The organism is Rhizobium sp. BK196 (assembly GCF_014193255.1).
Classification (GTDB): domain Bacteria; phylum Pseudomonadota; class Alphaproteobacteria; order Rhizobiales; family Rhizobiaceae; genus Rhizobium.
In genome coordinates this window covers 215,642-240,128 of record NZ_JACHZB010000010.1, presented here as the reverse complement: position 1 = coordinate 240,128, position 24,487 = coordinate 215,642, and the positions used below count along the sequence as shown (strand labels likewise).

26 protein-coding genes and 1 tRNA gene are annotated in these 24,487 nt (G+C 60.2%); 19 read left to right on the top strand and 8 right to left on the bottom strand.

Annotated features, from left to right (window positions below; translation table 11 throughout):
- Positions 1-150 precede the first annotated feature (150 nt).
- Together FHT78_RS27055 and FHT78_RS27050 are read left to right on the top strand one after the other, a co-directional pair.
- Positions 151-1,566: an oligosaccharide flippase family protein gene (locus tag FHT78_RS27055; RefSeq protein WP_183749631.1), complete on the top strand. Its 1,416-nt coding sequence runs from the start codon at positions 151-153 to the stop codon at positions 1,564-1,566.
- Positions 1,567-2,844, top strand: a complete 1,278-nt coding sequence (locus tag FHT78_RS27050; protein WP_183749630.1) for a GNAT family N-acetyltransferase — start codon at positions 1,567-1,569, stop codon at positions 2,842-2,844.
- On the opposite strand, the gene FHT78_RS27045 is transcribed toward FHT78_RS27050, so the two are convergent.
- Entirely contained in the window at positions 2,841-4,478 is a 1,638-nt protein-coding gene (locus FHT78_RS27045) for an AMP-binding protein (RefSeq protein ID WP_183749629.1), read from the bottom strand. The two genes, FHT78_RS27050 and FHT78_RS27045, sit on opposite strands and share 4 nt — an antisense overlap.
- A gap of 222 nt (positions 4,479-4,700) precedes the next feature.
- On the opposite strand from FHT78_RS27045, the gene FHT78_RS27040 reads away from it, so the two are divergent.
- Positions 4,701-5,681, top strand: coding sequence for an aldo/keto reductase (locus FHT78_RS27040; RefSeq protein WP_183749628.1), 981 nt, complete (start codon positions 4,701-4,703; stop codon positions 5,679-5,681).
- A 75-nt stretch (positions 5,682-5,756) separates the two neighbouring features.
- Here the strand turns inward: FHT78_RS27040 and FHT78_RS27035 are convergent, their stop codons facing one another.
- Positions 5,757-6,335 (bottom strand): TetR/AcrR family transcriptional regulator, encoded by a 579-nt coding sequence (locus tag FHT78_RS27035; RefSeq protein WP_183749627.1) that lies wholly within the window; start codon positions 6,333-6,335, stop codon positions 5,757-5,759.
- Between the two features lie 125 nt (positions 6,336-6,460).
- Between FHT78_RS27035 and FHT78_RS27030 the strand changes: the two genes are divergently transcribed.
- Both FHT78_RS27030 and FHT78_RS27025 read left to right on the top strand, forming a co-directional pair.
- A complete protein-coding gene (locus FHT78_RS27030) occupies positions 6,461-7,756 on the top strand; it encodes an MFS transporter (RefSeq protein WP_183749626.1) in 1,296 nt (431 codons plus the stop codon).
- Between the two features lie 85 nt (positions 7,757-7,841).
- A tRNA-Leu gene (locus FHT78_RS27025) sits at positions 7,842-7,926 on the top strand.
- A gap of 113 nt (positions 7,927-8,039) precedes the next feature.
- Here FHT78_RS27025 and FHT78_RS27020 read toward each other — a convergent pair.
- Positions 8,040-8,345, bottom strand: coding sequence for a hypothetical protein (locus FHT78_RS27020; RefSeq protein ID WP_183749625.1), 306 nt, complete (start codon positions 8,343-8,345; stop codon positions 8,040-8,042).
- 179 nt (positions 8,346-8,524) lie between these two features.
- Here FHT78_RS27020 and FHT78_RS27015 point away from each other — a divergent pair, with 179 nt between their 5' ends.
- Positions 8,525-10,270 carry a cation:proton antiporter gene (locus FHT78_RS27015; protein ID WP_183749624.1) on the top strand — a complete coding sequence of 582 codons (1,746 nt, stop codon included), beginning with the start codon at positions 8,525-8,527 and terminating at the stop codon, positions 10,268-10,270.
- 16 nt (positions 10,271-10,286) lie between these two features.
- Here FHT78_RS27015 and FHT78_RS27010 read toward each other — a convergent pair whose 3' ends face one another.
- Positions 10,287-10,586 (bottom strand): hypothetical protein, encoded by a 300-nt coding sequence (locus tag FHT78_RS27010; protein WP_183749623.1) that lies wholly within the window; start codon positions 10,584-10,586, stop codon positions 10,287-10,289.
- Positions 10,587-10,784: 198 nt separating this feature from the next.
- Here FHT78_RS27010 and FHT78_RS27005 point away from each other — a divergent pair, with 198 nt between their 5' ends.
- Together FHT78_RS27005 and FHT78_RS27000 are read left to right on the top strand one after the other, a co-directional pair.
- The gene (locus FHT78_RS27005) at positions 10,785-11,381 is read left to right on the top strand and encodes a YqaA family protein (RefSeq protein ID WP_183749622.1); all 597 of its coding nucleotides are present in this window, start codon (positions 10,785-10,787) and stop codon (positions 11,379-11,381) included.
- Between the two features lie 22 nt (positions 11,382-11,403).
- Positions 11,404-11,919, top strand: a complete 516-nt coding sequence (locus FHT78_RS27000) for a disulfide bond formation protein B (RefSeq protein ID WP_183749621.1) — start codon at positions 11,404-11,406, stop codon at positions 11,917-11,919.
- 9 nt (positions 11,920-11,928) lie between these two features.
- Here FHT78_RS27000 and FHT78_RS26995 read toward each other — a convergent pair whose 3' ends face one another.
- Together FHT78_RS26995 and FHT78_RS26990 are read right to left on the bottom strand one after the other, a co-directional pair.
- The gene (locus tag FHT78_RS26995; RefSeq protein ID WP_007825539.1) at positions 11,929-12,486 is read right to left on the bottom strand and encodes an HNH endonuclease; all 558 of its coding nucleotides are present in this window, start codon (positions 12,484-12,486) and stop codon (positions 11,929-11,931) included.
- 112 nt (positions 12,487-12,598) lie between these two features.
- The gene (locus FHT78_RS26990) at positions 12,599-13,285 is read right to left on the bottom strand and encodes a DNA-3-methyladenine glycosylase 2 family protein (RefSeq protein WP_183749620.1); all 687 of its coding nucleotides are present in this window, start codon (positions 13,283-13,285) and stop codon (positions 12,599-12,601) included.
- Between FHT78_RS26990 and gluQRS the strand changes: the two genes are divergently transcribed.
- The gene (gene gluQRS / locus FHT78_RS26985) at positions 13,284-14,165 is read left to right on the top strand and encodes a tRNA glutamyl-Q(34) synthetase GluQRS (protein ID WP_183749619.1); all 882 of its coding nucleotides are present in this window, start codon (positions 13,284-13,286) and stop codon (positions 14,163-14,165) included. The genes FHT78_RS26990 and gluQRS overlap by 2 nt on opposite strands.
- Here the strand turns inward: gluQRS and FHT78_RS26980 are convergent.
- Positions 14,130-15,101: a YihY/virulence factor BrkB family protein gene (locus tag FHT78_RS26980; RefSeq protein ID WP_183749618.1), complete on the bottom strand. Its 972-nt coding sequence runs from the start codon at positions 15,099-15,101 to the stop codon at positions 14,130-14,132. The genes gluQRS and FHT78_RS26980 overlap by 36 nt on opposite strands.
- A 68-nt stretch (positions 15,102-15,169) precedes the next feature.
- Between FHT78_RS26980 and FHT78_RS26975 the strand changes: the two genes are divergently transcribed.
- The 7 genes from FHT78_RS26975 to FHT78_RS26945 all read left to right on the top strand — a co-directional run bounded on the left by FHT78_RS26975 (position 15,170) and on the right by FHT78_RS26945 (position 20,555).
- Positions 15,170-16,003: an SDR family oxidoreductase gene (locus FHT78_RS26975; RefSeq protein WP_183749617.1), complete on the top strand. Its 834-nt coding sequence runs from the start codon at positions 15,170-15,172 to the stop codon at positions 16,001-16,003.
- Between the two features lie 18 nt (positions 16,004-16,021).
- Complete coding sequence (locus tag FHT78_RS26970) at positions 16,022-16,225, top strand: twin transmembrane helix small protein (RefSeq protein ID WP_007825545.1); 204 nt, start codon at positions 16,022-16,024, stop codon at positions 16,223-16,225.
- Between the two features lie 14 nt (positions 16,226-16,239).
- Positions 16,240-16,818 (top strand): cob(I)yrinic acid a,c-diamide adenosyltransferase, encoded by a 579-nt coding sequence (locus FHT78_RS26965; protein ID WP_183749616.1) that lies wholly within the window; start codon positions 16,240-16,242, stop codon positions 16,816-16,818.
- Between the two features lie 36 nt (positions 16,819-16,854).
- Positions 16,855-17,640, top strand: coding sequence for a rhomboid family intramembrane serine protease (locus FHT78_RS26960; protein ID WP_183749615.1), 786 nt, complete (start codon positions 16,855-16,857; stop codon positions 17,638-17,640).
- Positions 17,641-17,823: 183 nt separating this feature from the next.
- On the top strand, positions 17,824-18,573 hold the full coding sequence (locus FHT78_RS26955) for an electron transfer flavoprotein subunit beta/FixA family protein (RefSeq protein ID WP_183749614.1): 750 nt from the start codon (positions 17,824-17,826) through the stop codon (positions 18,571-18,573).
- A 23-nt stretch (positions 18,574-18,596) separates the two neighbouring features.
- Positions 18,597-19,526, top strand: coding sequence for an electron transfer flavoprotein subunit alpha/FixB family protein (locus tag FHT78_RS26950; RefSeq protein ID WP_183749613.1), 930 nt, complete (start codon positions 18,597-18,599; stop codon positions 19,524-19,526).
- Positions 19,527-19,673: 147 nt separating this feature from the next.
- Positions 19,674-20,555, top strand: coding sequence for a 3-hydroxybutyryl-CoA dehydrogenase (locus FHT78_RS26945; RefSeq protein ID WP_183749612.1), 882 nt, complete (start codon positions 19,674-19,676; stop codon positions 20,553-20,555).
- Between the two features lie 178 nt (positions 20,556-20,733).
- Here FHT78_RS26945 and FHT78_RS26940 read toward each other — a convergent pair whose 3' ends face one another.
- A complete protein-coding gene (locus FHT78_RS26940; protein ID WP_183749611.1) occupies positions 20,734-21,396 on the bottom strand; it encodes a TlpA disulfide reductase family protein in 663 nt (220 codons plus the stop codon).
- Positions 21,397-21,422: 26 nt separating this feature from the next.
- Here FHT78_RS26940 and argH point away from each other — a divergent pair, with 26 nt between their 5' ends.
- The 3 genes from argH to lysA all read left to right on the top strand — a co-directional run bounded on the left by argH (position 21,423) and on the right by lysA (position 24,431).
- Positions 21,423-22,826 carry an argininosuccinate lyase gene (gene argH, locus FHT78_RS26935; RefSeq protein ID WP_183749610.1) on the top strand — a complete coding sequence of 468 codons (1,404 nt, stop codon included), beginning with the start codon at positions 21,423-21,425 and terminating at the stop codon, positions 22,824-22,826.
- Positions 22,827-22,955: 129 nt separating this feature from the next.
- On the top strand, positions 22,956-23,150 hold the full coding sequence (locus FHT78_RS26930) for a lipoprotein (RefSeq protein WP_183749609.1): 195 nt from the start codon (positions 22,956-22,958) through the stop codon (positions 23,148-23,150).
- A gap of 12 nt (positions 23,151-23,162) precedes the next feature.
- A complete protein-coding gene (gene lysA / locus FHT78_RS26925; protein ID WP_183749608.1) occupies positions 23,163-24,431 on the top strand; it encodes a diaminopimelate decarboxylase in 1,269 nt (422 codons plus the stop codon).
- The last annotated feature ends 56 nt before the right edge of the window (positions 24,432-24,487 follow it).

Here is a 24,487-nt window from a genome sequence, read left to right as displayed (position 1 = left end):
CTTCGGGCGCCATTTTTCTTGGGTAATTTCCGTCCAATTATGGATCGGCGCGGCGGGCAATGCCGCCTCGTTGGGCATACCGTTTCTTAACTCTGATCTGGCAAGACTTGGCCGTGCGAATGCCCTGCCCTTAGAGTTTTGCGTGTTAAAATGGCGGTCATAGAAACAGCGGAAAAAATGCTGCCCGCGGGGCTGCGGCCGATCGCCGGCCGCGTGCTGCGCATGCTTACCGCAGTTCTGACCGAACGGGGCGACAAGGCCGCGGCCCAGCGTATGGCACTAATCGCCTTTTCAATCCGTATTCTCAGTGCAGCCCTCGCCTTCCTGTCGCAGATCGTGCTCGCCCGGCTGATGGGCGAATATGAATACGGCATCTTCGTTTTCGTGTGGGTACTGGTCGTCCTCTGCGGCGATCTTTCCTGCCTCGGTTTCCACACCGCGATCGTCCGCTTCCTGCCGCAATATCGCGCTGCCGGCGCCTTCGCCGAAATCCGCGGCCTGACCGGCTCCGCGCGTGTTTTCGCGCTGCTCTCGGGGACGACCGTTCTCATCGCCGGCATGCTTGGCCTCCATTTCTTCGGCAACAGGATCGAGAGCTATTATCTGGTGCCGATATTCCTCGGCCTCATGGCCATGCCGATGATCGCGCTCGGCGATATTCTCGAAGGCACGTCGCGGGCCAATCATTGGCCCGTCATGGCGTTCAGTCCGGTCTATATTGTCAGGCCGATCCTCATCATCCTCTTCATGCTGACTGCGATCTTCTTCGGCGCACCGCACACGGCAGTCACCGCCATGCAGGCAGCACTCGCGGCAACCTTCGTCACCGCACTCGGCCAATATGCCGCCACGCTCTACCGGATGCGCAGGCATTACGATGCCGGCCCGCGCAAGGTGGACTTCCTGGAATGGCTGGGCGTTGCTTTCCCGATCTTCCTCATCGAGGGCGTGAGCTTCCTGCTGACCAACTCCGATGTCGTCGTCGTGGGCATCTTCCTGGAGCCGCATGACGTCGCAATTTATTTCGCAGCGGCCAAGACGATGGCGCTGGTGCATTTCATCAATTTCTCAGTGAAGGCCGCCGCCGGCCCGCGCTTCTCCTCGATTATCGCCGAAGGCAACCGGGCCGATCTCGCGGTTGCGGCTGCCGATGCCGCCCGCTGGACCTTTTGGCCTGCGCTTGGAGCCGGTCTCGCGGTGTTGGCGGCCGGGCATCTGCTGCTGTCGCTTTTCGGCGGCGCCTTTACGGCCGGTTACATCCTGATGGCGATCCTGCTGGGCGGTATCCTTGCCAAGGCGCTGGTCGGCCCCGCCGAGACGCTGCTGATGATGGCAGGCAAGCAGAACCTCTGCGTCGCCCTTTATGCTGGAGCGCTCGCCGCCAATGTCGGCCTCAATCTCCTGCTGATCCCGCATTACGGCATCGTCGGCACGGCGATCGCCACGGCCTCCGCCATGGCTGTGGAAGCGATCCTGCTGCATGTCTTTGTGCGCCGCGCACTCGGCTTTACGCTTTTTGCCTTTGCAACCCCTTCCGCTGCAACGCCAGACATGAGAGCCCGATAGATGGTGCGTTTACCACCCATCACCGAGAGCACCGACAGCAACGCGAACCGCATGGTTCACGATCTTGCCGCACTCAAGTTCGAGGTGCCGCAGGCTGAAGCACGGATCGAAATCGGCCGGCTGGGGCGCGAGCTCTGCCTTTACCCCGGCAAGCTGGGTTACGATCTGCAGGAAGAATTGGACTTCCTTTCCAACCGCGCGATGGAGCCGAACGTCTTCTTCAGCGGCCGTTTCCTGGCGCCCGCCATGCCGCGGCTGGAAGACCGGCAGGTCAATTTCGCGATCATCCGCGACGAAAACGAACATCGCAGCCGCATGCGTCTGCTCATGCCCTTCTCGATCGACAAACCCGGTTTCGCCGTCGGCCCGTCGATCATCCGCGGCTGGGCAAACAGTTTCGGTCCGCTTGGCACCCCCTTGGTTGATGCGGAGGACGCGGCCGAGACGCTGGACAATCTCTTCGAAGGCCTTGTCACGCCAGATCTCGGCCTCCCGGGCACGCTGGTGCTGCCGGACGTCCGGCTGAACGGCATCTTCGTGCGCATGGCGAAGGCCGTGGCGCTTAGCCGCAACCTGCCGCTGACCGTCGCCAATCCTTACGAACGGCCGATGCTGCAGAGCAATGACGACGCCATGGTCTATCTCGGCCGCACGGTATCTTCCTCTCACCAGCGCGAGATGCGCCGCCAGTGGCGACTGCTCGATGAGCTCGGCACGGTCGTCCACACCGTTGCCCGCCAGCCGCGTGAGATTCACATGCGTTTCGAGGAATTCCTGGCGCTGGAGGCCGGCGGCTGGAAAGGCAAGCGCCGCAGCGCGCTGGTGACCGACCGTTATCACACCGCCTTTGCCCGCGAGGCTGTCTCCAATCTGGCGGAAGTCGATGCCGTGCGCATCCACACAATCGACGTTAATGGCAAGGCAATCGCTGCCGTGGTCGTGCTGATGATGGGCGGCGAGGCCTATACCTGGAAGACTGCCTATGACGAAAATTACTCCCGCTATTCGCCGGGCAAGCTTTTGATGAGTGAACTGACCGAGTGGCATCTCGATGATGCCAATGTCGTACGTTCGGATTCCTGCGCCGTCTCAGATCATCCGATCATGAGTCGCTTTTGGCAGGAACGCGAGGAGATGGGCACGCTGGTGATCGGCCTCACCCACAACGGTGACCGCGACATGCGCCAGGTCGCAGCCCAGCTTCACATGTACCGCAGCACCCGCAATATGGCGAAGATGCTCCGCGAAAAGATCATGTCGCTTGCCGGCCGCGGCTAGTTTTTCGCTTCCACCGCAGCCTTTTCCCGAAGCAGTCGGCGAATGACCTTGCCCGTGGTCGTCAACGGCAGCGCATCGACGAATTCGACCTCGCGCGGATATTCGTGCATCGAAAGCCGGGTTTTCACCCAGTCCCGGATTTCCGCTGCCAGCTCCGCACTCGGGCTGTAACCCGGCGAAAGCACGATATAGGCCTTGACGATTTCCGTACGCAGAACATCTGGCTTGCCGACGGCAGCGGCAAGCTGCACGGCCGGATGGCCGACGAGACAGTCCTCGATCTCCGCCGGCCCTATGCGGTACCCGGACGAGGTGATGACGTCGTCGTCACGGCCGGCAAAGATGACATAGTCCTCCGCGTCCTGCCGGCCGATATCGCCGGTCAGCAGCCAACCCCCAGCATATTTCCTCTCCGTCGCATCGGGGTCATTCCAGTAGCCGAGGAACATCACCGGATCGGGGCTGGCGATAGCTATCTGCCCCTGTTCGCCGACCGGCAGTTCGACGCCCTCGTCGCTGACAACAGCCACCCTGTGGCCGGGCGAAGCGCGCCCGATTGCGCCGGCCTTCGTTACCCCGAAGGCAGCGCTCGAAGACAGTACGAAATTGCACTCCGTCTGCCCGTAGAATTCATTGACGGTAATGCCGAGCGTGCGGCGCGCCCACTCGTAGGTTTCGCGCCCCAGGGATTCACCTGCCGAACCGATGGTGCGCAGCACGAGACCGTATTTCGAGCGCGGCTCCTCGACGGATTTCAGAAGCCGGAGCGCCGTCGGCGGAATGAACGCATTCCGCACCTTCATCTCGGCCATGATGCGATAGGCCATATCGGCATCGAACTTCTGTGCCGGCGAGGAAACAACAGGCACGCCGAGCATCAGGCTCGGCAGCAGCGCATTGAGCAGTCCGCCGGCCCATGCCCAGTCGGATGGCGTCCAGACCTTGTCTCCCGCCTGGGGGAAACCCTCATGGACAAACTGCATGCCGGGAATGTGGCCGGCGAGAACCCGGTGGCCATGCAGCGCTCCCTTCGGCGGTCCCGTCGTGCCCGACGTGAAGATCATCAGCGCTGGCTCGTCCGGGCCTGACTGGGCAATTTCAAAAGTGGAAGAATGGGCTGAAACCAGATCGGCAAAGCCGAGCGTGCTTGCGGAGGCTCCATCGACGCTGATGACATGTCTGACATCAGGCAATCGGTAGCGAATCTGGTTGATGCGCGCTAGCCCGAAACCATTGGTGACGACAGCTGTCGCACCTGCAGCCCTCAGCCGGTACTCCAGCGCATCGACACCAAAAAGCAGCGCGAGCGGCAGCGCAATCGCGCCCATCTTGTAGATCGCCACATGCGAAATGACCGTCTCGAAGGATTGCGGCAGGAGCAGCGCCACACGATCCCCCTTGCTGATACCAAGTGCCGAAAGCGCATTGGCGAAGGATGAGGAACGGGCGGCAAGCTCGCCATAGGTCAACGACAGATGGTTGCTGTCGGGACTAAAATGTTCGAGGCAGACGCGATCAGGATCACGCGCGGCCCAGTCGTCGCAGACGGCGCGGCCGATATTGAAATCCTCGGGGACCTGCCAGGAAAAATCGCGGTAGAGCGTGTCATATCGATCGCCGGGCGGCAGTTTCATGGGCATGATCCAGTAAAATGCTGCACCAGCTAACACCTCACCGACCGAATGCGCAAGCGGTGTAACCCGCAATGATAAGACGACATTCCGCCCGCTCATCGGGTATTATTGCGCTAACTGCACAACACATTCTCTGTCGGGCTCGCTGAGACTTCGGCGATTTCTGCGCTACATCATGCGCATGCGCCTCGGAGTCGCTGAAATTCATTGCGGAGCACTTTCATGGAATATGTAAAACTAGGAAAGACCGGTCTCGAAGTTTCGAAGATCTGCCTCGGCTGCATGACCTATGGCGATCCCAACCGCGGAAACCACGCCTGGAGCTTGCCGGAAGTGGAAAGCCGTGCGCTCCTCAAACAGGCGATCGATCTCGGCATCAATTTCCTCGACACGGCCAACACCTATTCCAATGGTTCCTCCGAGGAGATCGTCGGACGCGCCATCAAGGATTTCGCCAAGCGCGAGGATATTGTTCTCGCGACCAAGGTCTTCAACCGCATGCGCCCCGGCCCGAACGGCGCCGGCCTGTCGCGCAAGGCGATCTTCGATGAGATCGACAACAGCCTGCGCCGCCTCGGCACCGATTATGTCGACCTCTACCAGATCCACCGCTGGGACTATACGACACCAATCGAGGAAACGCTGGAAGCTCTCCATGATGTCGTGAAAGCCGGAAAGGCGCGTTATATCGGCGCTTCCTCCATGTATTCGTGGCAGTTCGCCAAGGCGCTCTACACCTCACGTTTGAATGGCTGGACGGAATTCGTCAGCATGCAGAACCACGTGAACCTGCTCTATCGTGAGGAAGAGCGGGAAATGCTGCCCTTCTGCGAGGACCAGAAGATCGGCGTCATACCCTGGAGCCCGCTTGCCCGCGGCCGCCTGACCCGCGACTGGAATGAGATGACCAACCGCAGCGAGACCGATGAATTCGGCAAGACGCTCTATAAGCAGGCCGAAGATGCCGATCGCAAGATCGTCGAGAAGGTTGCCGAAGTCGCCAAGGCCCATGGCGTTTCCAGAGCGCAGGTTGCCACCGCCTGGATCTTGCAGAAGAGCGCCGTCACTGCCCCGATCATCGGCGCATCCAAGGCGCAACATCTGATGGACGCCGTCGGCGCACTGACGGTGAAACTCAGCGCCGATGATATAGCCGCACTCGAAGCACCCTACATTCCGCACAACGTCGCCGGCTTCAAGTAAAGCGCCGTCTCGCGCTTTCGCGACGACATCCGTCAAAGACCGCTGGCGTAGCGAGCGAATCCGAAACAGCGCGGTTTAAGATTGCCGTGCCGGGTCGAGCTTGCGGCGCATTGTGACTAGAAACTGCTCGGCGAGCGCCCGATCCTCCACCGCACGGGCAAGAATGACGGCCCCCATCATCGATGAAAGCGTCGATGTCGCATTGGCGCGGCGCTCTTCCTCGGTCGCACCCGGCACCACCTCCTTCAGGACATCGACCAACGTGGACAACCCTTCGCTGAAGGTCGCACGAACCGCGCCTTCGCTGCGGCTGACTTCCTGGATCAGAGAGGCAAACACGCAGCTTCCGCCGGGATCGTCGACCGTGCGCCAATGGATGTAGTGATCGAGCAGTGCCTGAAGCGGCTTGTCTGGTTCAGCGGCGATTAGCTCACGCCAGCGTTCTTCCACGCGCTCGATCAGCTTACGGCTGACCTCCAGCGCGAGGTCGTCTTTCGATTCGAAATGGCCGTAAAACCCGCCATGTGTAAGACCCGCCGCCCTCATGATGTCGGCAACACCGACGCCATCGAACCCATTCTCGCGAAAGAGCACGCTGGCGGCCGTCAGGATCTTCTCGCGGTTTTCTGCAAATTTCTCGCGGCTGACCCGCATTCTTCGTCTCCGGAAATGGTCGCTTGACAATTTATATGATGTCCATCATCAATACGCAACAAATATGATGACCGTCATGTAAAGCGGTCTTGTATATGGTCCTCACGTCATAACGGAATTTGCCCATGGTCTCTGCAGTCCTTGCGTCATCCCTTGCCCGGCGAAACATTCACTATGGATGGGTTGTCGTCGCCGCCACCTTTCTGACCATGCTGGTAACCGCCGGCGCAATGGGCGCACCGGGCGTCCTCATCAAACCGCTGCAGGACGAATTCGGCTGGGAAACCTCGCAAATTTCCTCTGCCCTCGCCATCCGCCTGATCCTCTTCGGCCTGATGGGTCCCTTCGCAGCTGCCTTCATGAACTATTTCGGTGTCCGCAAGGTCATCGTCTTCGCCCTTGCCTTGATCGGCGCAGGCTTCGTCGGTTCGCTGTTCATGACTAAGCTTTGGCATCTGCTGGCGCTCTGGGGCATCGTCGTCGGTTTCGGCACCGGCCTGACCGCCATGGTGCTGGCAGCCACGGTTTCCACGCGCTGGTTCGTCAAGCATCGCGGTCTTGTCGTCGGCATGCTCTCGGCAAGCTCAGCAACCGGCCAGCTCGTTTTCCTGCCGCTGATGGCGGAACTCACGGAACGCTACGGCTGGCGCGCCACCGTCTTCTTCGTCTGCGCGATGATCATGGTCGCGGCCCTTCTCGTGCTGCTCTTCATGCGTGACCGCCCCTCGGACGTAAACCTGCCTTCGGTCGGCGAAACCCAGGTGACGCCGGCCCCTGCCCGCGGCACGCTCGCCGCAGCACTTGCAACACCGATCACAGTTCTCAGAGACATTTCGACGACCTCGACCTTCTGGATCCTGTTTGCCACCTTCTTCATCTGCGGCCTCAGCACCAACGGCCTTATCCAGACCCATTTCGTGACGCTCTGCGGCGATTTCGGCATTATGCCGGTCGCAGCCGCCAGCGTTCTCGCCGTCATGGGCATCTTCGATTTCTTCGGCACGATCGGCTCCGGCTGGCTCTCAGACCGCTTCGACAATCGCTGGCTGCTCTTCTGGTATTACGGCCTGCGCGGTCTCTCGCTGCTCTTCCTGCCTTTCAGCGATTTCAGCTTCTACGGCCTCTCGATCTTCGCCGTCTTCTATGGTCTGGACTGGATCGCCACCGTGCCGCCGACAGTCAAGATTGCCGCCGACCGCTTCGGCCGTGAAAAAGCCGGCCTCGTCTTCGGCTGGGTCTTCGCCGGTCATCAGCTTGGTGCTGCCACCGCAGCTTATGGTGCCGGCCTGTCGCGCACGGCGCTGGAAAGCTACCTGCCGGCCTTCTTCATCGCCGGCGCCTTCTGCCTGCTGGCCTCGGTCCTGGCGATCACGCTGAAGAAATCCGGCCTCACTGCCTCAAGTGAGGCAGTCGCCCACTAAACCCGGATTTCTAAGCGCCAAAACTTCGCCCGCCGTCTTGCACGCGCGGGCGAACGCATGTTAGACAGCCGCCTCGTATTTCGCTGCCCCATTGGCGGAATTGGTAGACGCGCTCGACTCAAAATCGAGTTTCGAAAGAAGTGCTGGTTCGACCCCGGCATGGGGCACCAAATATCTCCAATAACATATTTCTTTTGTGCTTGCCCACGCCCCGAAGGGCGAGGGCTGCTATCCGTGGCGGACGATGTTGAAGTTCCGCAAAATGCAGGACTCAGCCTGCTGCTTAGTCGCACCGCCTTACTGTTTTTGTGACAGTGCCTTCATCGGTCTGGCGCGTCACGCTACGCGTATAGCAACGGTCACGGTCCCGATCGCGCCAGCGATCACGTTCGCGCACCGCGCCGAACGTAATGCCGCGATCACTGATGGTAACGCCGGGTCGGACCCGGTCGCGGTCATAACGGTCATATCCGTCATATCCATCATAGGAACGCTCGCGTGTGACCGTAACGCTGTCTGCCATTGCAGGTGCTGCAGCCGAGCCCAGGGCAAGGGCAGCGATTGCGCAGTTGATGATGATCTTTCGCATCTCTCTTCTCCTTGTCTTCATATATAAGCAACGACACGGGATATATAAGCAACGACACGGGAGCTTAGTGGTTCCGCTAAAAAAGCCGGCCATCTAGGTCTAATCCATCCAAATCAACTCTTTAACTTTGCCGGCGCTTCATCCTAAAGTGCCGGCCGCGGGGCATTGTGAGAGGGCGGATGCATCAGGAAACGGGATTGATTGCGACGGTAGCTGTAAGTTTCGTCTTTGCGGCGGTTCTTGGCTATTGCGCCGACAGGCTGCGACTGCCGCCGCTGGTCGGCTATCTCTTCGCCGGCATTCTCATGGGACCGTTCACACCGGGCTTTGTCGCCGATACGGAGCTTGCGAGCCAGCTCGCCGAAATGGGCGTGATCCTGCTGATGTTCGGCGTCGGTCTGCACTTCTCCGCATCCGATCTTTTGGCTGTGCGCGGCATCGCCGTGCCGGGCGCGATTGGCCAGATCCTGCTTGCCACCCTGCTCGGCGTCGGCCTTGGCGAATTTTGGGGTTGGAGCCTCGGCGCCGGTATCGTCTTCGGCCTCAGCCTTTCGGTTGCCAGCACGGTCGTGCTCCTGAAAGCGCTGGAAGACCGCAACCTCGTCAATACAGCCGGCGGGCGCGTAGCCGTCGGCTGGTTGATCGTCGAGGATCTCGCCATGGTACTGGCGCTCTTGCTGCTGCCGGCCCTCGCCGAACTTCTGGGCGGACATGCGAACGACACCGCCTCGCATGGTCTCGACCTGCCGCTTTCGGCCACGATCGCGCTCACCTTGCTGAAGGTCGGAGCCTTTGCCGCCATGGCGATCTTCCTCGGGCCGCGTATCGTGCCCTGGCTTTTGACTTTGATCGCCCGCACCGGCTCGCGTGAACTCTTCACGCTCACCGTGCTCGCCATTGCGCTCGGCATCGCCTTCGGCTCGGCGGCGATCTTCGGCGTTTCCTTTGCGCTGGGTGCCTTCTTCGCCGGCGTGGTCATGAGCGAATCCCACCTCAGCCATCGCGCCGCCGCCGACTCCCTGCCGCTGCAGAATGCCTTCTCGGTGCTCTTTTTCGTCTCGGTCGGCATGCTCTTCGATCCATCGATCATCGTGCGTCAGCCTTTGGCTGTCATCGGGGCGTTGGCGCTGATTATCGTCGGCAAGGCAATTATCTCTTTCGGGATCGTCGCCCTGTTGCGCTATCCGATCGGCATGGGCCTGACGGCTGCCGGCGGCCTTGCGCAGATCGGCGAATTCTCCTTCATCCTTGCCGGCCTCGGCGTCTCGCTCGGGCTCCTGCCGCATGAAGGACAGGATCTGATCCTCGCCGCAGCAATCCTCTCCATCACGCTGAACCCGCTCGTCATCTTCGTGGCGGAGAAGCTGAATCGCCAGATCAAGGTGAACTGGCCGCGCATCTACGAAAGTTACGGCCGGAAAAATCAGGACGCCTTGGCGCGGGAACTAGAAAAAATCAGGGCACTAGGCGAGGAGCGCGCGCGTCAGCATTATCTGCGGATCCAGCAGTTGGTCGAGACTTTCCCGCTCTTCTCCGAAGTTGGCGAGGACGCGCTGGAAGAACTGCTCCTGCTGTTCAACCCCAAACTCGCCTCGCCCGGCGAACGCGTCATCCGCCGCGGCGACCGCGGCGACAGCATGTATTTCATCTCCTCTGGCGCGGTGGAGGTGCGGCTGGCAAGCGGCGCTGTGCGGCTCGAGCCCGGTGCCTTTTTCGGCGAAATGGCACTGTTGAGCGGCGGGCGCCGCACGGCCGATGTCATCGCTGTCGATTTCTGCCAGTTCGAAGTACTGGAGCGGCGTGACTTCAACATGTTCATGTCTCGCCACCCGAACCTTCGCGTCATCGTCAGCGAAATGGCGCAGAAGCGCACCGAGATGAACGTCATGCGCCAGCAGTGGGAAAAATCCATGGACCTGTCATAGGCGCTCGGAAACCCGATCACGCCGTCGCAGCGTCATCCAGCTTCGGCCAGTAAAGATCAGAACGAAAATCGGCCGGGATGGGATCGAGCCGGCAGATGGCATCTGCAGCGAAATCGATCTGCATGGCGAAATATTGGAACGCCGGCGGCATCGGCACGCCGGCTGCTTCCATGATGCGGGAACGGTGATAGCCGCTGGCGCTCAAACGACGAGCCGCCTCGCGCCTGATATCCTCGCGCTCCGGCCCACGACCGCTCGCTTGCCTATTTCGCTCCCCTGCGGAACTCAGCCCGCCCTCTATGACCCTGAATTTCATGACATGCCCGGATTCGTCGAACGCAACCCAGCCTGACGTAGTTTGGCGTCTTTGCCATCCCGCAAGATCTTGGGAGGGAGTGCCTGCATCAGATCACGAAAATTTTCAGCGGGAATGCCCGGAAGCCGTAGACCGAGCATTTACAGCACCATGATCGCCCCCTAATGCTTTGTGCGATGCAACAAGGAAGGGAACCGGATGCTCCGCAGACTTTACGACTGGACCATGTCTCTGGCCTCGAAGAAATCGGCCGAAGTCTGGCTCGCCGTCATCGCCTTCGTCGAAAGCTCCGTCTTTCTGGTCCCCGCTGACGTGCTCTTCCTGCCGATGGCGCTCGCCAAGCCCGAACGCTCCTATCGCTACGCGATCATCGCCACCGTCGCTTCGGTGCTCGGCGGCATCGCCGGCTGGGCGCTCGGCCATTACGCCTATGATGCGATTGCCCGACCCGTGTTAGAATTCTACGGCAAGTTTGATGATTTTGAGCAATGGAGAAGCTCAATTCACGACGAATGGGAAATCTTGCTCCTGTTGCTGGTGACTTCTGGCCTAGCACATTTCCCGCCGATCAAGGTTGTGACGATCATGTCTGGCGTCATAGGCATGAATCTTGGCTTCTTCATTATTTCCGCGATTATAGCTCGCGGCGCTCGGTTTTTGCTACTGGCTTGGCTTTTGCGCCGATATGGCGAGCCAATTCGCCATTTCATTGAGAAACGCCTGGGTCAGATTGTAGGTATTGGCGCCGCGGTACTCGTCACTCTCGGAATCGCATATAAACTGCTTGCCCACTGAGCCAACTTCGCGGAGTTCCGCCATGAATGCCACCACCTCGCCGCTTGTCCGCCCGGCCTTCGTCCTCTCGCTGCTGCTCGCCATTGCCATGGCAGTGGTCGTCGGCACGGCTCTCGGCTTCCAGTATATCGGCGGCTATATTCCCTGTGCGCTCTGCCTGCTGCAGCGCCAGCCCTACTACTATGGCATTCCGATCGCGATCGTTGGCGCGGTTGCCGCTCTCCTCGGCCTGCCGAACTGGATGACGCGCGCCATCATTCTTGCGGTCGGTATCCTGATGCTCGTGGGCGCCGGCATGGGCGTCTATCACGCAGGCGTGGAGTGGCACTTCTGGCCAGGCCCAGCCACCTGCTCGACGACCGCAAGCAGCATGACCACCAATGCCGGCGATCTCCTGGGCGAACTGAACACGATCAAAGGCCCGTCCTGCACGGACGCAGCACTGCGCGTTCTCGGCCTGTCCTTTGCGGGCTGGAATGTGATCGCAAGCCTCATCCTCGCAGCCTTCGCCTTCTGGAGCGTGAAGAAGACTGCGTAGTCAATTCGATCAGGGCTGCAGCTCGGTATCCCAGTAGAGGTAGTCGAGCCAGCTGTCATGCAGATAGTTCGGCGGGAAGAGCCGACCGTTATTGTGCAGATCCTGCACGGTCGGCTGGTACGGCTTCTGCGCCGGGAACATGCTTGCCTGCTTCGGAAGCTTGCTGCCCTTACGCAGATTGCAGGGCGAACAGGCCGCCACGACATTCTCCCAGGTCGTCTCGCCGCCATGGGCACGTGGAATGACGTGGTCGAAAGTCAAATCGTCATGAGCGCCGCAATACTGGCACTCGAACCGGTCGCGCAGGAAGACATTGAAGCGGGTGAAGGCGGGATTGCGTGACGGTTGAACGTAAGTTTTCAAGCACACGACGCTCGGTAGCCGCATCGAGAAGCTCGGTGAGGAAACCTCGTGCTCGTATTCCGCGATAATGTTCACACGGTCGAGAAATACCGCCTTGATCGCGTCCTGCCAGGACCAGAGCGACAAGGGGTAATAACTCAGTGGCCGGTAGTCAGCGTTCAGGACGAGCGCTGGCAGGGCCTGTGGTGAGACTGCAATCGTCAAGGAGCCCTCCTGGATCGATTCGGCATCTGCACTTGTATATTAGGCCGGTTGTTACAGGATTGTGAAGTCCAATAAATTCAGGGGATAAAGGCAAATTGAGGGACGGCATCCGTTAGCCGACCGGCAGCACGTCACGACGCATTTTTGCGGCGTAATAAGCCCAGAAGAGCCGGGCTGCGACTGAGCGCCAGGGCGACCAGATTTCCGCAAGCCCTGCAAGTACCTTGGCTTGCGGGCGTTCAGCGAGACCGAATGCCGCAGCGACCGCCGCCTGAAGCGCCACGTCACCCGCTGGAAAAACATCCGCATGCCCGCCGCAGAACATCAAATAGACTTCTGCCGTCCACGGCCCGATTCCCTTCTGCGCAGTCAGTTCTGCGAGTGCTTCGGCAGGTGGCTTTTGAACCAGCCCTTGCAGATCGATTCGCCCGGAAGCGACGGCTTGCGCAATCCGCGTCAGCGCGTCGGCCTTGGCACGGGAAAGCCCGAATTCGCGCCAGGCCTCCGGATGAAACAGGAGATACGTCTCCGCGCTCAGCAGTCCGCTCGCCGGCTGCATCCGCCGCCAGATCGCCTCGGCGCTGGCGCGAGATACCATCTGCGAAACGATGATATGGGCAAGGCCGGCAAAGCCCGGCTCGCGCAGCCTGAGCGGAACAGGACCGGCTTCCCTGGCAATCGCTACGAGCCGTGGATCGAGAGCAACAAGAGCGGCAAGCCCCTCTTCAATATCCTTTTCATTGACGATGACCCGCACCTTGCCTCGCGATCGCTTCAAATCCATGCCAAAAGAAAGCATGATCACGACTCCGCGTCAAAAACCCGTCTTCCGTTTCGCCCCGAGCCCCAATGGGCCGCTGCATCTCGGTCACGCGCTGTCGGCTTTCCTGAACGATGACATGGCCAAGGCCGCAGACGGCCGGCTGCTGCTGCGTATCGAAGACATCGATCTGACGCGTTGTACACCCGAATTCGAATCCGGCATCTACACCGATCTCGAATGGCTTGGCATTGAGTGGGAACAGCCGGTCCGTCGCCAGCAGGAACATTTTTCCGAATATCAGGCGGCCCTTCATTCACTGATCGAACGCGGACTGGTTTATCCTTCCTTCCTGACGCGCGGTGAAGTCAAAACACGCGTCGCCGCCTATGAGAGAATGGACGAAACCTGGCCGCGCGATCCAGACGGCACGCCGCACTACCCAGCCGACGACCGTGACCGCAGCGAGGAAGAACGCGATGCGATGCTGGTCTCCGGTCTCAAACATGCATGGCGGCTCGACATGAACAGCGCATTGGATGTGATCGGCGAACCGCTGTTCTGGATGGAGACCGGCGACAAACGAAAGGGCGAAATCCTGGCCGAGCCCGCCGCTTGGGGCGACGTTGTTCTCTCACGCTCGGATGCCCCTTCGAGCTACCATCTCTCCGTCGTCATCGACGATGCGCTGCAGGGCGTGACCCATGTCGTGCGCGGCCTCGACCTCTTCCACGCCACCTCGGTGCACAGGCTGCTGCAGAACCTGCTCAACCTGCCGCAGCCCGTCTACCACCATCATCGCCTCGTCGTGGATGCAGACGGCCGCAAGCTTTCAAAGAGTGAGGGCGATACCGGCCTTGCGGAACTGCGTGCCAAAGGGCTGTCAGCTGCCGATATTCGCCGTCTTGTCGGACTTTGAACCAGCAGCGTGGTCACGTCCGACCACCGAGAAAGTTCGCGAGAAATTGCGCAGCACCCGGAACTTCATGAGCGCTGCATTGATCTCCGCGCCGACGATGAAGATGACGCCCACCATGTAGAGAAAGATCAGCACGATCATGACGGACGCCAGCCCGGCATACGTAGCCGTGTAATTGGCGAAGGTCGCAAGATAATAGGCAAAAATCAGCGCGCCGATGAGCCAGGCTACCAAGGTCAGAAACACGCCCGGAACGACGTCGAAAACGTGACGCTTGCCGGAGGGCAACCAGAGATGGACGACAAGCAGGGCAATCGTCAGCATGACGAGCGTGCCATAAATGCGCCAGCTGAAAACAATTTCGAGTATGTCGACGATAACGGGCAACCATTGACGAATGGTGACGGGAAGCCATTCGAGCGTTTCGTTATGCAGCAGCCAGTCGCGTGCATAATCAAGACCCACGGGAACTGCGACAAGCAGAATGCTGATGGCTGCAAAGATGATCACAGCGATGAGGACATAGCCGAGGCTCGCAAGACGCGTGAGATACCAGGGCCGGGTTTCCTGCACACGATAGGCGCGATTGAGCGAGATTCTGAGCGCCTCGACACCGTTCGAGGCGAAATAGGCAGCCGCAAGCACAGAGATGGTCAGCAGCCCGCCGCGAGGAATCGTCAACACCTGCACCACCTGGTCGGCCAGCGGCTTGGCGATGGCTTCCGGCCATGTATCGAAGATCAGATGGATGGCCGTGGTGGAAAATTGGTCGGCGCCAAGAAAATTGGCAAGCGCAGTGCCGAAGATCAGGAAGGGAAAGACTGCAAGCAGGGTGGAAAGCGCCACATGGCTCGCCATGGCGAAGCCGTCGTCCTCGATGAGGTGGCAGATGGCGTCGTAGACCACATCATAGAGCGTGCGCAGGAATTTAGGCATTCGGCTTCCCAATTGTATCCTTTTCGCGAATATGGGAAACGAGTCCCATTTTGTACAGGAATCATCGAATGGCCGATCAGCGCACCATCGTCGTGACCGGATGCTCTTCCGGCATCGGCGCCTATTGCGTGCGCGCCCTGAAAGCGGATGGTTGGCGTGCTTTCGCCACGGTACGCAAGGTGGAGGATCGGCAGGCCCTCGAAGCGGACGGCATCGAAGCCTTTCTGATGGACTACACTCAGCCCGAAACGATTTCGGCACTCGTGGCGGCAGTCTGCGAGCGCAGCGGCGACAGGATCGATGCGCTGTTCAACAATGGCGCCTATGGACAGCCGGGCGCGGTTGAGGATCTCCCGACACAGGCATTGCGCGATCAGTTCGAAGCAAACTTCTTCGGCTGGCACGAAGTGACGCGGCAGGTCATTCCCTTCATGCGCCAGCGCGGCCAAGGCCGCATCGTGCAATGTTCCTCAATCCTGGGCCTCGTGCCCTACCGCTATCGCGGCGCCTATACCGCCTCGAAATTCGCGCTCGAAGGCCTGAGCATCACCCTGCGCATGGAGCTGCAGGGAAGCGGCATTCATGTGAGCCTGATCGAACCGGGGCCGATCGCCACGCGCTTTACGGCCAACGCCCTGACGAAGTTCAAGGAGCATATCGACCTCGAAAACTCGCCGCACGCGGTCGAGTACCGCCGGCAGCTTGCCCGCCTTGAAGGCTCAGGCCCGGTCAACCGCCACAAGCTTGGCCCCGAGGCGGTCTATGCGGTATTGACGCATGCATTGAACTCGAGAAATCCGAAGCCACATTATCCCGTAACCACTCCGGCTAAACAGGGCATATTGTTGAAGAGACTGCTTCCGGCCAATCTCTTCTACCGCCTGATGCGCTGGACGGACTGAAAAAGAAAAGAGACTGCCATGTCCACAGTCACCTACGTCATCGCGATCATCGTCATGGGCCTCGTCGCCCTCGTGCTGATCCGCGGCCTGTTCAACATGATGAAGGGTGGCGATGCGAATCTTTCCAACAAACTGATGCAGCTGCGCGTGCTGCTGCAGGCGATCGCCGTCATCCTCATTATGCTGACGCTCTGGCTGACCGGCGGCGGACGCCCGAGCTGATCTGCGAGCCGGCGATGGTAAAACTCAACAAAATCTACACCAGAACCGGCGACGACGGCACGACCGCGCTGGTCTCCGGTCCGCGCCGCGCCAAACACGACCTGCGCGTCGAGGCCTACGGAACCATCGACGAAACCAATTCGGCAATCGGCGTCGCAAGGCTGCATACGGCAGACCTGCCCGAACTCGACGCCATGCTGGCGCTGATCCAGAACGACCTCTTCGATCTCGGCGCCGATCTCGCCACGCCTGAAACAGCTGAGCCGCCGGCCTACGAACCGCTGCGCATCGTCAAAAGCCAAGTCACACGGCTGGAGCAGGATATCGACCGGCTGAATGCGGAACTGCAGCCACTGAAATCGTTCGTTTTGCCTGGCGGCAGCGCTGCGGCCGTCCACCTGCACCTCGCCCGCACGATCGCGCGCCGGGCCGAACGGCTGATGGTGGCGCTCGCCAGAAGCGACGGAGAAATGGTGAGTGCCGCGGCCCTCCAGTATGTGAACCGCCTTTCCGATTTCCTATTCGTTGCTGCCCGTCATGCAAATAATGGTGGCAAGGCAGATGTGCTTTGGGTTCCCGGGAAAAACAGGTAGGTTCGCAGCCGTCACGATCGCCCGGGGCAGGCCTTCATGTTCATACCGCTACACGATGCCAATACGCTGAAACACATTAGGGTTCAGTGGATCACGCTCGGCCTGATGGCGGTAAATATAGCCGCCTGGATCTTCACGGCAGTCGAAAGCGAGCAAGTCGCACAGGCGGCAACCGTCGGCCTCGGCTATATCCCGGCTATCATCTTCGGCCATGCCATGCTGGCGCCGGGACTGGAGATGGTGCCGGAAGCCGCTACCTACATCACCTATTCCTTCATCCATACGAGCTTCTGGCATCTTGCCGGCAACATGATCTTCCTCTGGGTCTTCGGCGATAATGTCGAGGATGCAATGGGACATTTGCGTTTCCTCATCTTCTACCTCGCCTGCGCTGCCGCCGGTGCCCTTTGCCACGGCCTGCTGTCGACGACGTCGGAAGCGCCCCTCGTCGGTGCATCGGGCGCGATTTCCGGCGTGGTGGCGGCCTATCTGATGCTGCATCCGCGCGTGCGGGTCTGGGTGCTGGTCTTCTTCCGCGTGCCATTACCGCTGCCGGCCTTCATCCCGCTCCTGCTCTGGGTCGGTCAGCAGTTTTTCATGCTATTGGTCGATCCTGATGGTAACGTCTCGTGGGGCGCACATGTCGGCGGAATCATCGCGGGTACCCTGCTCGTTCTCATCCTGCGCCGGCCGGGCGTGCCGCTATTCGACCGGCAGATCGTCATGCCGCGCGCCGTCAAGGATCGGCCAACTCCCATTCGTGTCACCGCCTCGGGCATGCCTGTGCCGCCGCGCCTGCCCTGGGGTCGAGATAAGCTTTGATATTGACGTGAACGTAAACGTTAATATATTGCCGTTCAAATCGACCGGCTGCGTCACGGAAGCGTTGTATTTGGAGGAAAAACGCGTATCCATGTCGCCATTCGACAATCGGAGCGGCGCCCGAGCGCGCATTTTCCCAGACGTCTCTGTTGAAGGCCCATCTCTGTTCGAAGGAAGGACCCCATGAAAATTCTCGTCCCAGTGAAGCGCGTTGTCGATTACAACGTGAAGATCCGCGTCAAGCCGGATGGCTCGGGCGTCGACCTTGCCAACGTCAAGATGTCGATGAACCCGTTCGACGAGATTTCGGTCGAGGAAGCCCTTCGCCTGAAGGAAGCCGGCAAGGCCGAGGAAGTGGTCGTCGTCTCGATCGGCCCGGCCAAGGCAGAGGAAACTTTACGCACCGCGCTCGCCATGGGCGCCGACCGCGCCATTCTCGTCGAGACTGATGACGCCGTCGAGCCGCTCACTGTGGCAAAGATCCTCAAGGGTATTGCAGACGCCGAAAAGCCGGGCCTTGTTATCGTCGGCAAGCAGGCGATCGATGACGATTCCAATCAGACCGGCCAGATGCTGGCAGCCCTCCTCGGCTCCGCACAGGCGACCTTTGCCTCCAAGATCGCGATCGAGGGCGACAGCGCCACTGTCACCCGCGAGATCGACGGCGGCCTGCAGACGATCAAGGTCAAGCTTCCAGCCGTCGTCACGACCGACCTGCGTTTGAACGAGCCGCGCTACGCCACGCTGCCGAACATCATGAAGGCGAAGAAGAAGCCGCTCGACAAGAAGACCCCTGCCGATTTCGGCGTTTCCACTGCGCCGCGCCTTAAGGTGCTGAAGACGGAAGAACCGTCCGGGCGCAAGGCGGGCGTGAAGGTGAAGTCGGTCGCCGAGCTTGTCGACAAGCTCAAGAACGAAGCCGGCGTCCTCTAAGGTTCGAGAAAGGAATTACGACCATGGCCATTCTTCTTCTGGCTGACCACGACAACGCAACCCTTTCCGACCAGACCGCCAAGGCCCTGACGGCCGCCGCACAGATCGGCGGAGATGTTCACATTCTTGTTGCCGGCAAAGGCGCGAAGACAGCTGCGGACGCGGCTGCGAAGCTTTCCGGCGTTTCCAAAGTATTGCTCGCCGAAAGCGACGAACTCGCCAACAACCTCGCCGAGCCGCTCGCCGACCTGATCATTTCGCTGGCCGGCAGCTATGACACGATCATCGCCGCTGCGACCTCGACCGGCAAGAATGTCATGCCGCGCGTCGCCGCTCTCCTCGATGTCGCCCAGATCTCCGAAATCATCGAGGTTGTCTCGGCCGATACATTCAAGCGTCCGATCTATGCCGGCAATGCGATCCAGACGGTGCAGGCGACCGACACCAAGAAGGTCATCACAGTACGTACCGCCTCCTTCGCCTCTGCTGGCGAGGGCGGTTCGGCTGCCGTCGATGCAATCCCGGCCGTTTCCGATCCGGGCCTTTCGAACTTCGTATCCGACGCGCTGTCGGCATCCGAGCGTCCGGAACTGACCTCCGCCAAGATCATCATTTCCGGCGGTCGTGCGCTCGGTTCGGCGGAAAAGTTCAAGGAAGTCATTCTGCCGGTCGCCGACAAGCTCGGTGCAGCCGTCGGCGCCTCGCGTGCCGCCGTCGATGCCGGTTACGCTCCTAACGACTGGCAGGTCGGCCAGACCGGCAAGGTCGTTGCCCCGCAGCTCTACATCGCCTGCGGCATCTCCGGTGCAATCCAGCATCTCGCCGGCATGAAGGACTCCAAGGTCATCGTCGCGATCAACAAGGACGAGGAAGCTCCGATCTTCCAGATTGCCGACTATGGACTTGTCGCCGATCTCTTCGACGTCCTGCCGGAACTCGAAAAAGCCCTCTGATCGGGCAGATTGCCTTCTTTTCGCACTTGCGAATGACTGGAAAATTGTCTTCTATCGGTCTACTACTTTTGCCGGGCGATCTTTCGTCCGGCAATTTCATATAAGAATACCGGCAGCGCGGAGGTGTATGCCGGGCGGGGGTTGGAGATGAGTGCGGTGTTGAAGAATATTGGTATCATCGGTGCGGGCCAGATGGGCTGCGGCATCGCGCATGTTTCGGCCGCCGCAGGATACAAGGTTCACATCTACGATCTGTCACAGGATCGTATCGAATCCGGCCTTGCCACCATCAACGGCAATTTTGCCCGTCAGGTGACGAACGGCAAGATGACCGATGAAGAGCGCAGCGCAGCGCTTGCGCGCATCACCGGCTCAGCCGATGTCAACGATCTTGCCCCCTCCGATCTTCTGATCGAGGCGGCGACCGAGGATGAAAGCGTCAAGCGCAGGATTTACGCGCAGGTCTGTCCGGTATTGAAGCCGGAAGCGATCCTTGCCACCAACACCTCCTCGTTGTCGATCACGCGTCTTGCGGCCGCAACGGACCGCCCCGAGCGCTTCATGGGCATCCACTTCATGAACCCGGTTCCGGTCATGAAGCTCGTGGAGCTGGTGCGCGGCATTGCGACCGAGGAAGCGACTTTCTCTGCCGCCAGGGAATTCGTCGCATCGCTGGAAAAGACGGTGACGGTGGCTGAAGATTTCCCAGCCTTCATCGTCAACCGCATCCTGCTGCCGATGATCAACGAAGCGATCTATACGCTGTACGAAGGCGTCGGCACGGTCGATGCCATCGACACCGCCATGAAGCTCGGCGCCAACCATCCGATGGGGCCGCTGCAGCTTGCCGATTTTATTGGCCTCGATACCTGCCTGTCGATCATGCAGGTTCTGCATGACGGCCTCGCCGACAGCAAATACCGCCCTTGCCCGCTGCTGGTGAAATATGTCGAAGCCGGCTGGCTCGGCCGCAAATCCGGCCGCGGCTTCTACGACTATCGCGGCGAGACACCTGTTCCGACCCGCTAAGCCGGGCCATCGCCCGAACGGGCGAATGGAACAAGCGCCCGCGAAATGCTTTCCTTGCCGTGAACGGAAGGAAATATCATGTCGAGCGAATTGCCGATGTTTCTGCTGCAGTGCTGCGTCCTCATCGGGCTTGCCGGCGTCTTCTTCATTCGCGGCGCCGGCGATCCCTGACGATCATTTATGATCCGACTGCGCCCTTGATCAGTGCCTTGGCGTCTTCGCTGTCCCAGGCGGCCGGTCCATTCATCGCCGAGATCAGGCAACCCTTGTCATCGAGCAGCAGCGTGACCGGAAGACCGAAGGCAAGTCCTTCCTTTTTCAGGCTATTGAAAACACCGATCGTATTGTCACGGTAGAGCTGCAAAGCATCCACACCGATTTCGCTGAGAAACGCCTTCGGCTTTTCATCGTCACCGGTGTCGATATTGACGGGCACGACCTGGAACTTGTCGCTGCCCATTTCCTTCTCAAGCGCATTCAGCGCCGGCATCTCCTCGCGACAGGGCACGCACCATGTGGCCCAGAGATTGAGAAGCACGGTCTTGCCCGAGAAATGATCGAGCGTCATCGGCTTGCCATCGGGACCGTTGAAGGCCACCGTCTCGAGTTTTTTCGGCTGGTTGGCGGCGACCATCGCGGCGACCTGACCCTTCATGAGCGGCGTCAGGTTGGCAGCATGTTCCTTCGTCAGCGGGCATTCGGCCGAGGCCGTATCGCCGATACCATTGCCAATGCCCGCCTCCTTCACGTATACCGCTGCCGCACCGGCAACGATGCCAGCAACGGCAGCGATTGCGATCAGTTTCACGGACGGCAGGCCGAAGGGTTTTTTCGTCGTCATTTCATTCTCCAGGACGGGCATCTTCCATGGCCGAGGACAACACGGACACCAAATCCTCCAACCAGATGTGGGGCGGACGTTTCGCCTCCGGCCCCGATGCGATCATGGAGGAGATAAATGCCTCGATCGGTTTCGACAAGAAGCTGTTTGCCCAGGATATCCGCGGATCGATCGCCCACGCCACGATGCTCGCCCATCAGGGCATTATTTCCGCCGACGATAAGGACAAGATCGTTCACGGGCTAAACACGATCCTGTCAGAAATCGAAAGCGGCAATTTCGAATTTTCGCGTCAGCTCGAAGACATTCACATGAACGTCGAGGCCCGGCTTGCGACCCTGATCGGCCCAGCGGCCGGCCGCCTTCACACGGCCCGTTCGCGCAATGACCAGGTGGCGCTCGACTTTCGCCTCTGGGTGAAGGAAGAATTGCAAAAAACCGAGGCCATGCTGACCGATTTGATCGCAGCCTTCCTCGATCGCGCCGAGGAACATGCAGACAGCGTCATGCCTGGCTTCACGCATTTGCAGACAGCCCAGCCGGTCACCTTCGGCCATCACTGCATGGCCTATGTGGAAATGTTCGGCCGCGACCGCTCCCGCGTTCGCCACGCGATCGAACATCTGGATGAGAGCCCGATCGGTGCGGCGGCACTTGCCGGCACCGGCTACGCGATCGACCGCCACATGACGGCCAAGGCCCTCGGCTTCCGCGAACCGACCCGCAACTCGATCGATACGGTCTCCGATCGTGACTTCGCCATCGAATTCCTGGCAATTGCCGCTATCTGCGCCGTGCATCTGTCGCGCCTTGCCGAGGAAATCGTCATCTGGTCGACGCCGCAATTCGGCTTCGTGCGCCTTTCCGATGCCTTTTCGACCGGCTCCTCCATTATGCCGCAGAAAAAGAACCCGGATGCGGCCGAGCTGGTGCGCGCCAAGACCGGTCGCATCAACGGCTCGCTGATCGCTCTGCTGACGATCATGAAGGGCCTGCCGCTTGCCTATTCCAAGGACATGCAGGAAGACAAGGAACAGGTCTTCGACGCTGCCGAGAGCCTGGAACTGGCGATCGCCGCCATGACCGGCATGGTGCGTGACATGACGATCAATACGATCAGAATGAAAGCGGCTGCCGGAGCCGGTTATTCGACCGCGACGGATCTGGCCGACTGGCTGGTGCGCGAAGCGGGCCTTCCTTTCCGTGACGCCCACCATGTCACCGGCCGTGCCGTCGCACTTGCCGAAAGCAAGGGCTGCGATCTCTCGGAGCTTCCGCTCGCCGATCTGCAGGCGATCAATCCCGCCATCACCGACAAGGTCTACGACGTGCTGACGGTCGAAGCTTCGGTCGCCAGCCGCAAAAGCTTCGGAGGTACGGCACCGTCCGAAGTGAGGAAGCAGATCGCCTATTGGCGCACCCGTAACTAACGCATTTCCCGGCGGAGCGGAAAACGGTTCGTCCGGAATGCGCACAGCACGAAGCTTCAACAATCAGGGTGCACAAGGCTGATAAACTTCGCTATGAAGATGCCAGCCAGTGCCGATATGAGGATCTCTATGCAGACGAGCTTGCCGCATTTCATCCGCCTTACGGTGGTTTTTGCCGTCATCGGCCTTGCCGTTGCCGGATGCGGCCGCAAAGGTGATCTCGATCCTCCGAGCGCGAACGCCTCGAAGGGCGGTGATATCTCCAAGCCGACGAAACAGCCCGGTACCGTCGATAAGCCTTTCCTCCTCGATCCCCTTCTTTAAGGCCCGACTCCCGTGAACCATTTCCAGCACCGCGACGGCATTCTCTACGCCGAGAACGTTCCCGTTCCCGAGATCGCTAAAGCGGTCGGTACGCCCTTCTATGTCTATTCGACAGCAACGCTCGAGCGCCATTACCGGGTTTTCTCCGAGGCTTTCGGCGATGTTGACTCCATGGTCTGCTATGCGATGAAGGCCAATTCGAACCAGGCCGTACTGAAGACGCTCGGCCGGCTCGGCGCCGGCATCGATGTGGTTTCCGAAGGCGAGCTGCGTCGCGCGCTTGCGGCCGGAATTCCCGCCGATCGCATCATGTTCTCCGGCGTCGGCAAGACGCCGAATGAGATGGATTACGCGCTGGACGCCGGCATCTACTGCTTCAATGTCGAATCCGAACCGGAACTCGAAGTGCTGAACCAGCGTGCCGTGCGCGCCGGCAAACAAGCGCCCGTTTCCTTCCGCATCAATCCCGATGTCGATGCCCGCACTCATGCGAAGATTTCGACGGGCAAGAAGGAAAACAAGTTCGGCATCTCCTGGGAGCGCGCCCGGGCCATCTATGCCCGCGCCGCCAGCCTGCCCGGCATCGAAGTAACCGGCATCGACATGCATATCGGCAGCCAAATCACTGAGCTGCAGCCCTTCGATGACGCCTTCAAGCTATTGCACGATCTGGTCAACACGCTGCGCGCCGATGGCCACAATATCCACCACGTCGATATCGGCGGCGGTCTCGGCATTCCCTATAAGGACGATAACAACCCGCCGCCCTTGCCGGATGCCTATGCCGCTGTTGTCAAGAACCAGCTTCGCGCTCTGAACTGCAAGATCATTACCGAGCCGGGCCGGCTGATCGTCGGCAATGCCGGTATCCTGGTGACCGAGGTCATCTATGTGAAGGATGGCGGCGAGAAGACCTTTGTGATCGTCGACGGCGCGATGAACGACCTCATCCGTCCGACACTCTACGAGGCCTATCATGAGATCCGCCCCGTGGTGATTTCGGCCGCCAACGCGCCGCGCATCCGCGCCGATATCGTCGGCCCCGTCTGCGAGACCGGCGATTACCTCGCGCTCGACCGGGAAATGGCGACCCCGAAGCCGGGCGATCTCCTCGCCGTCGGCACGGCCGGCGCCTATGGCGCAGTTCAGGCAGGCACCTATAATAGCCGCCTTCTGGTGCCCGAAGTCCTGGTCAAGGGTGATGAATTCCATGTGGTTCGCCCCCGCCGTACCTATTCGGAGCTGATCGGTCTCGATTCCGTTCCAGCCTGGCTGGACTAAAAGCCGCAATCACTTTTTGGCGACCACACGCGAAATACCGGTATTGACGGGTGCTC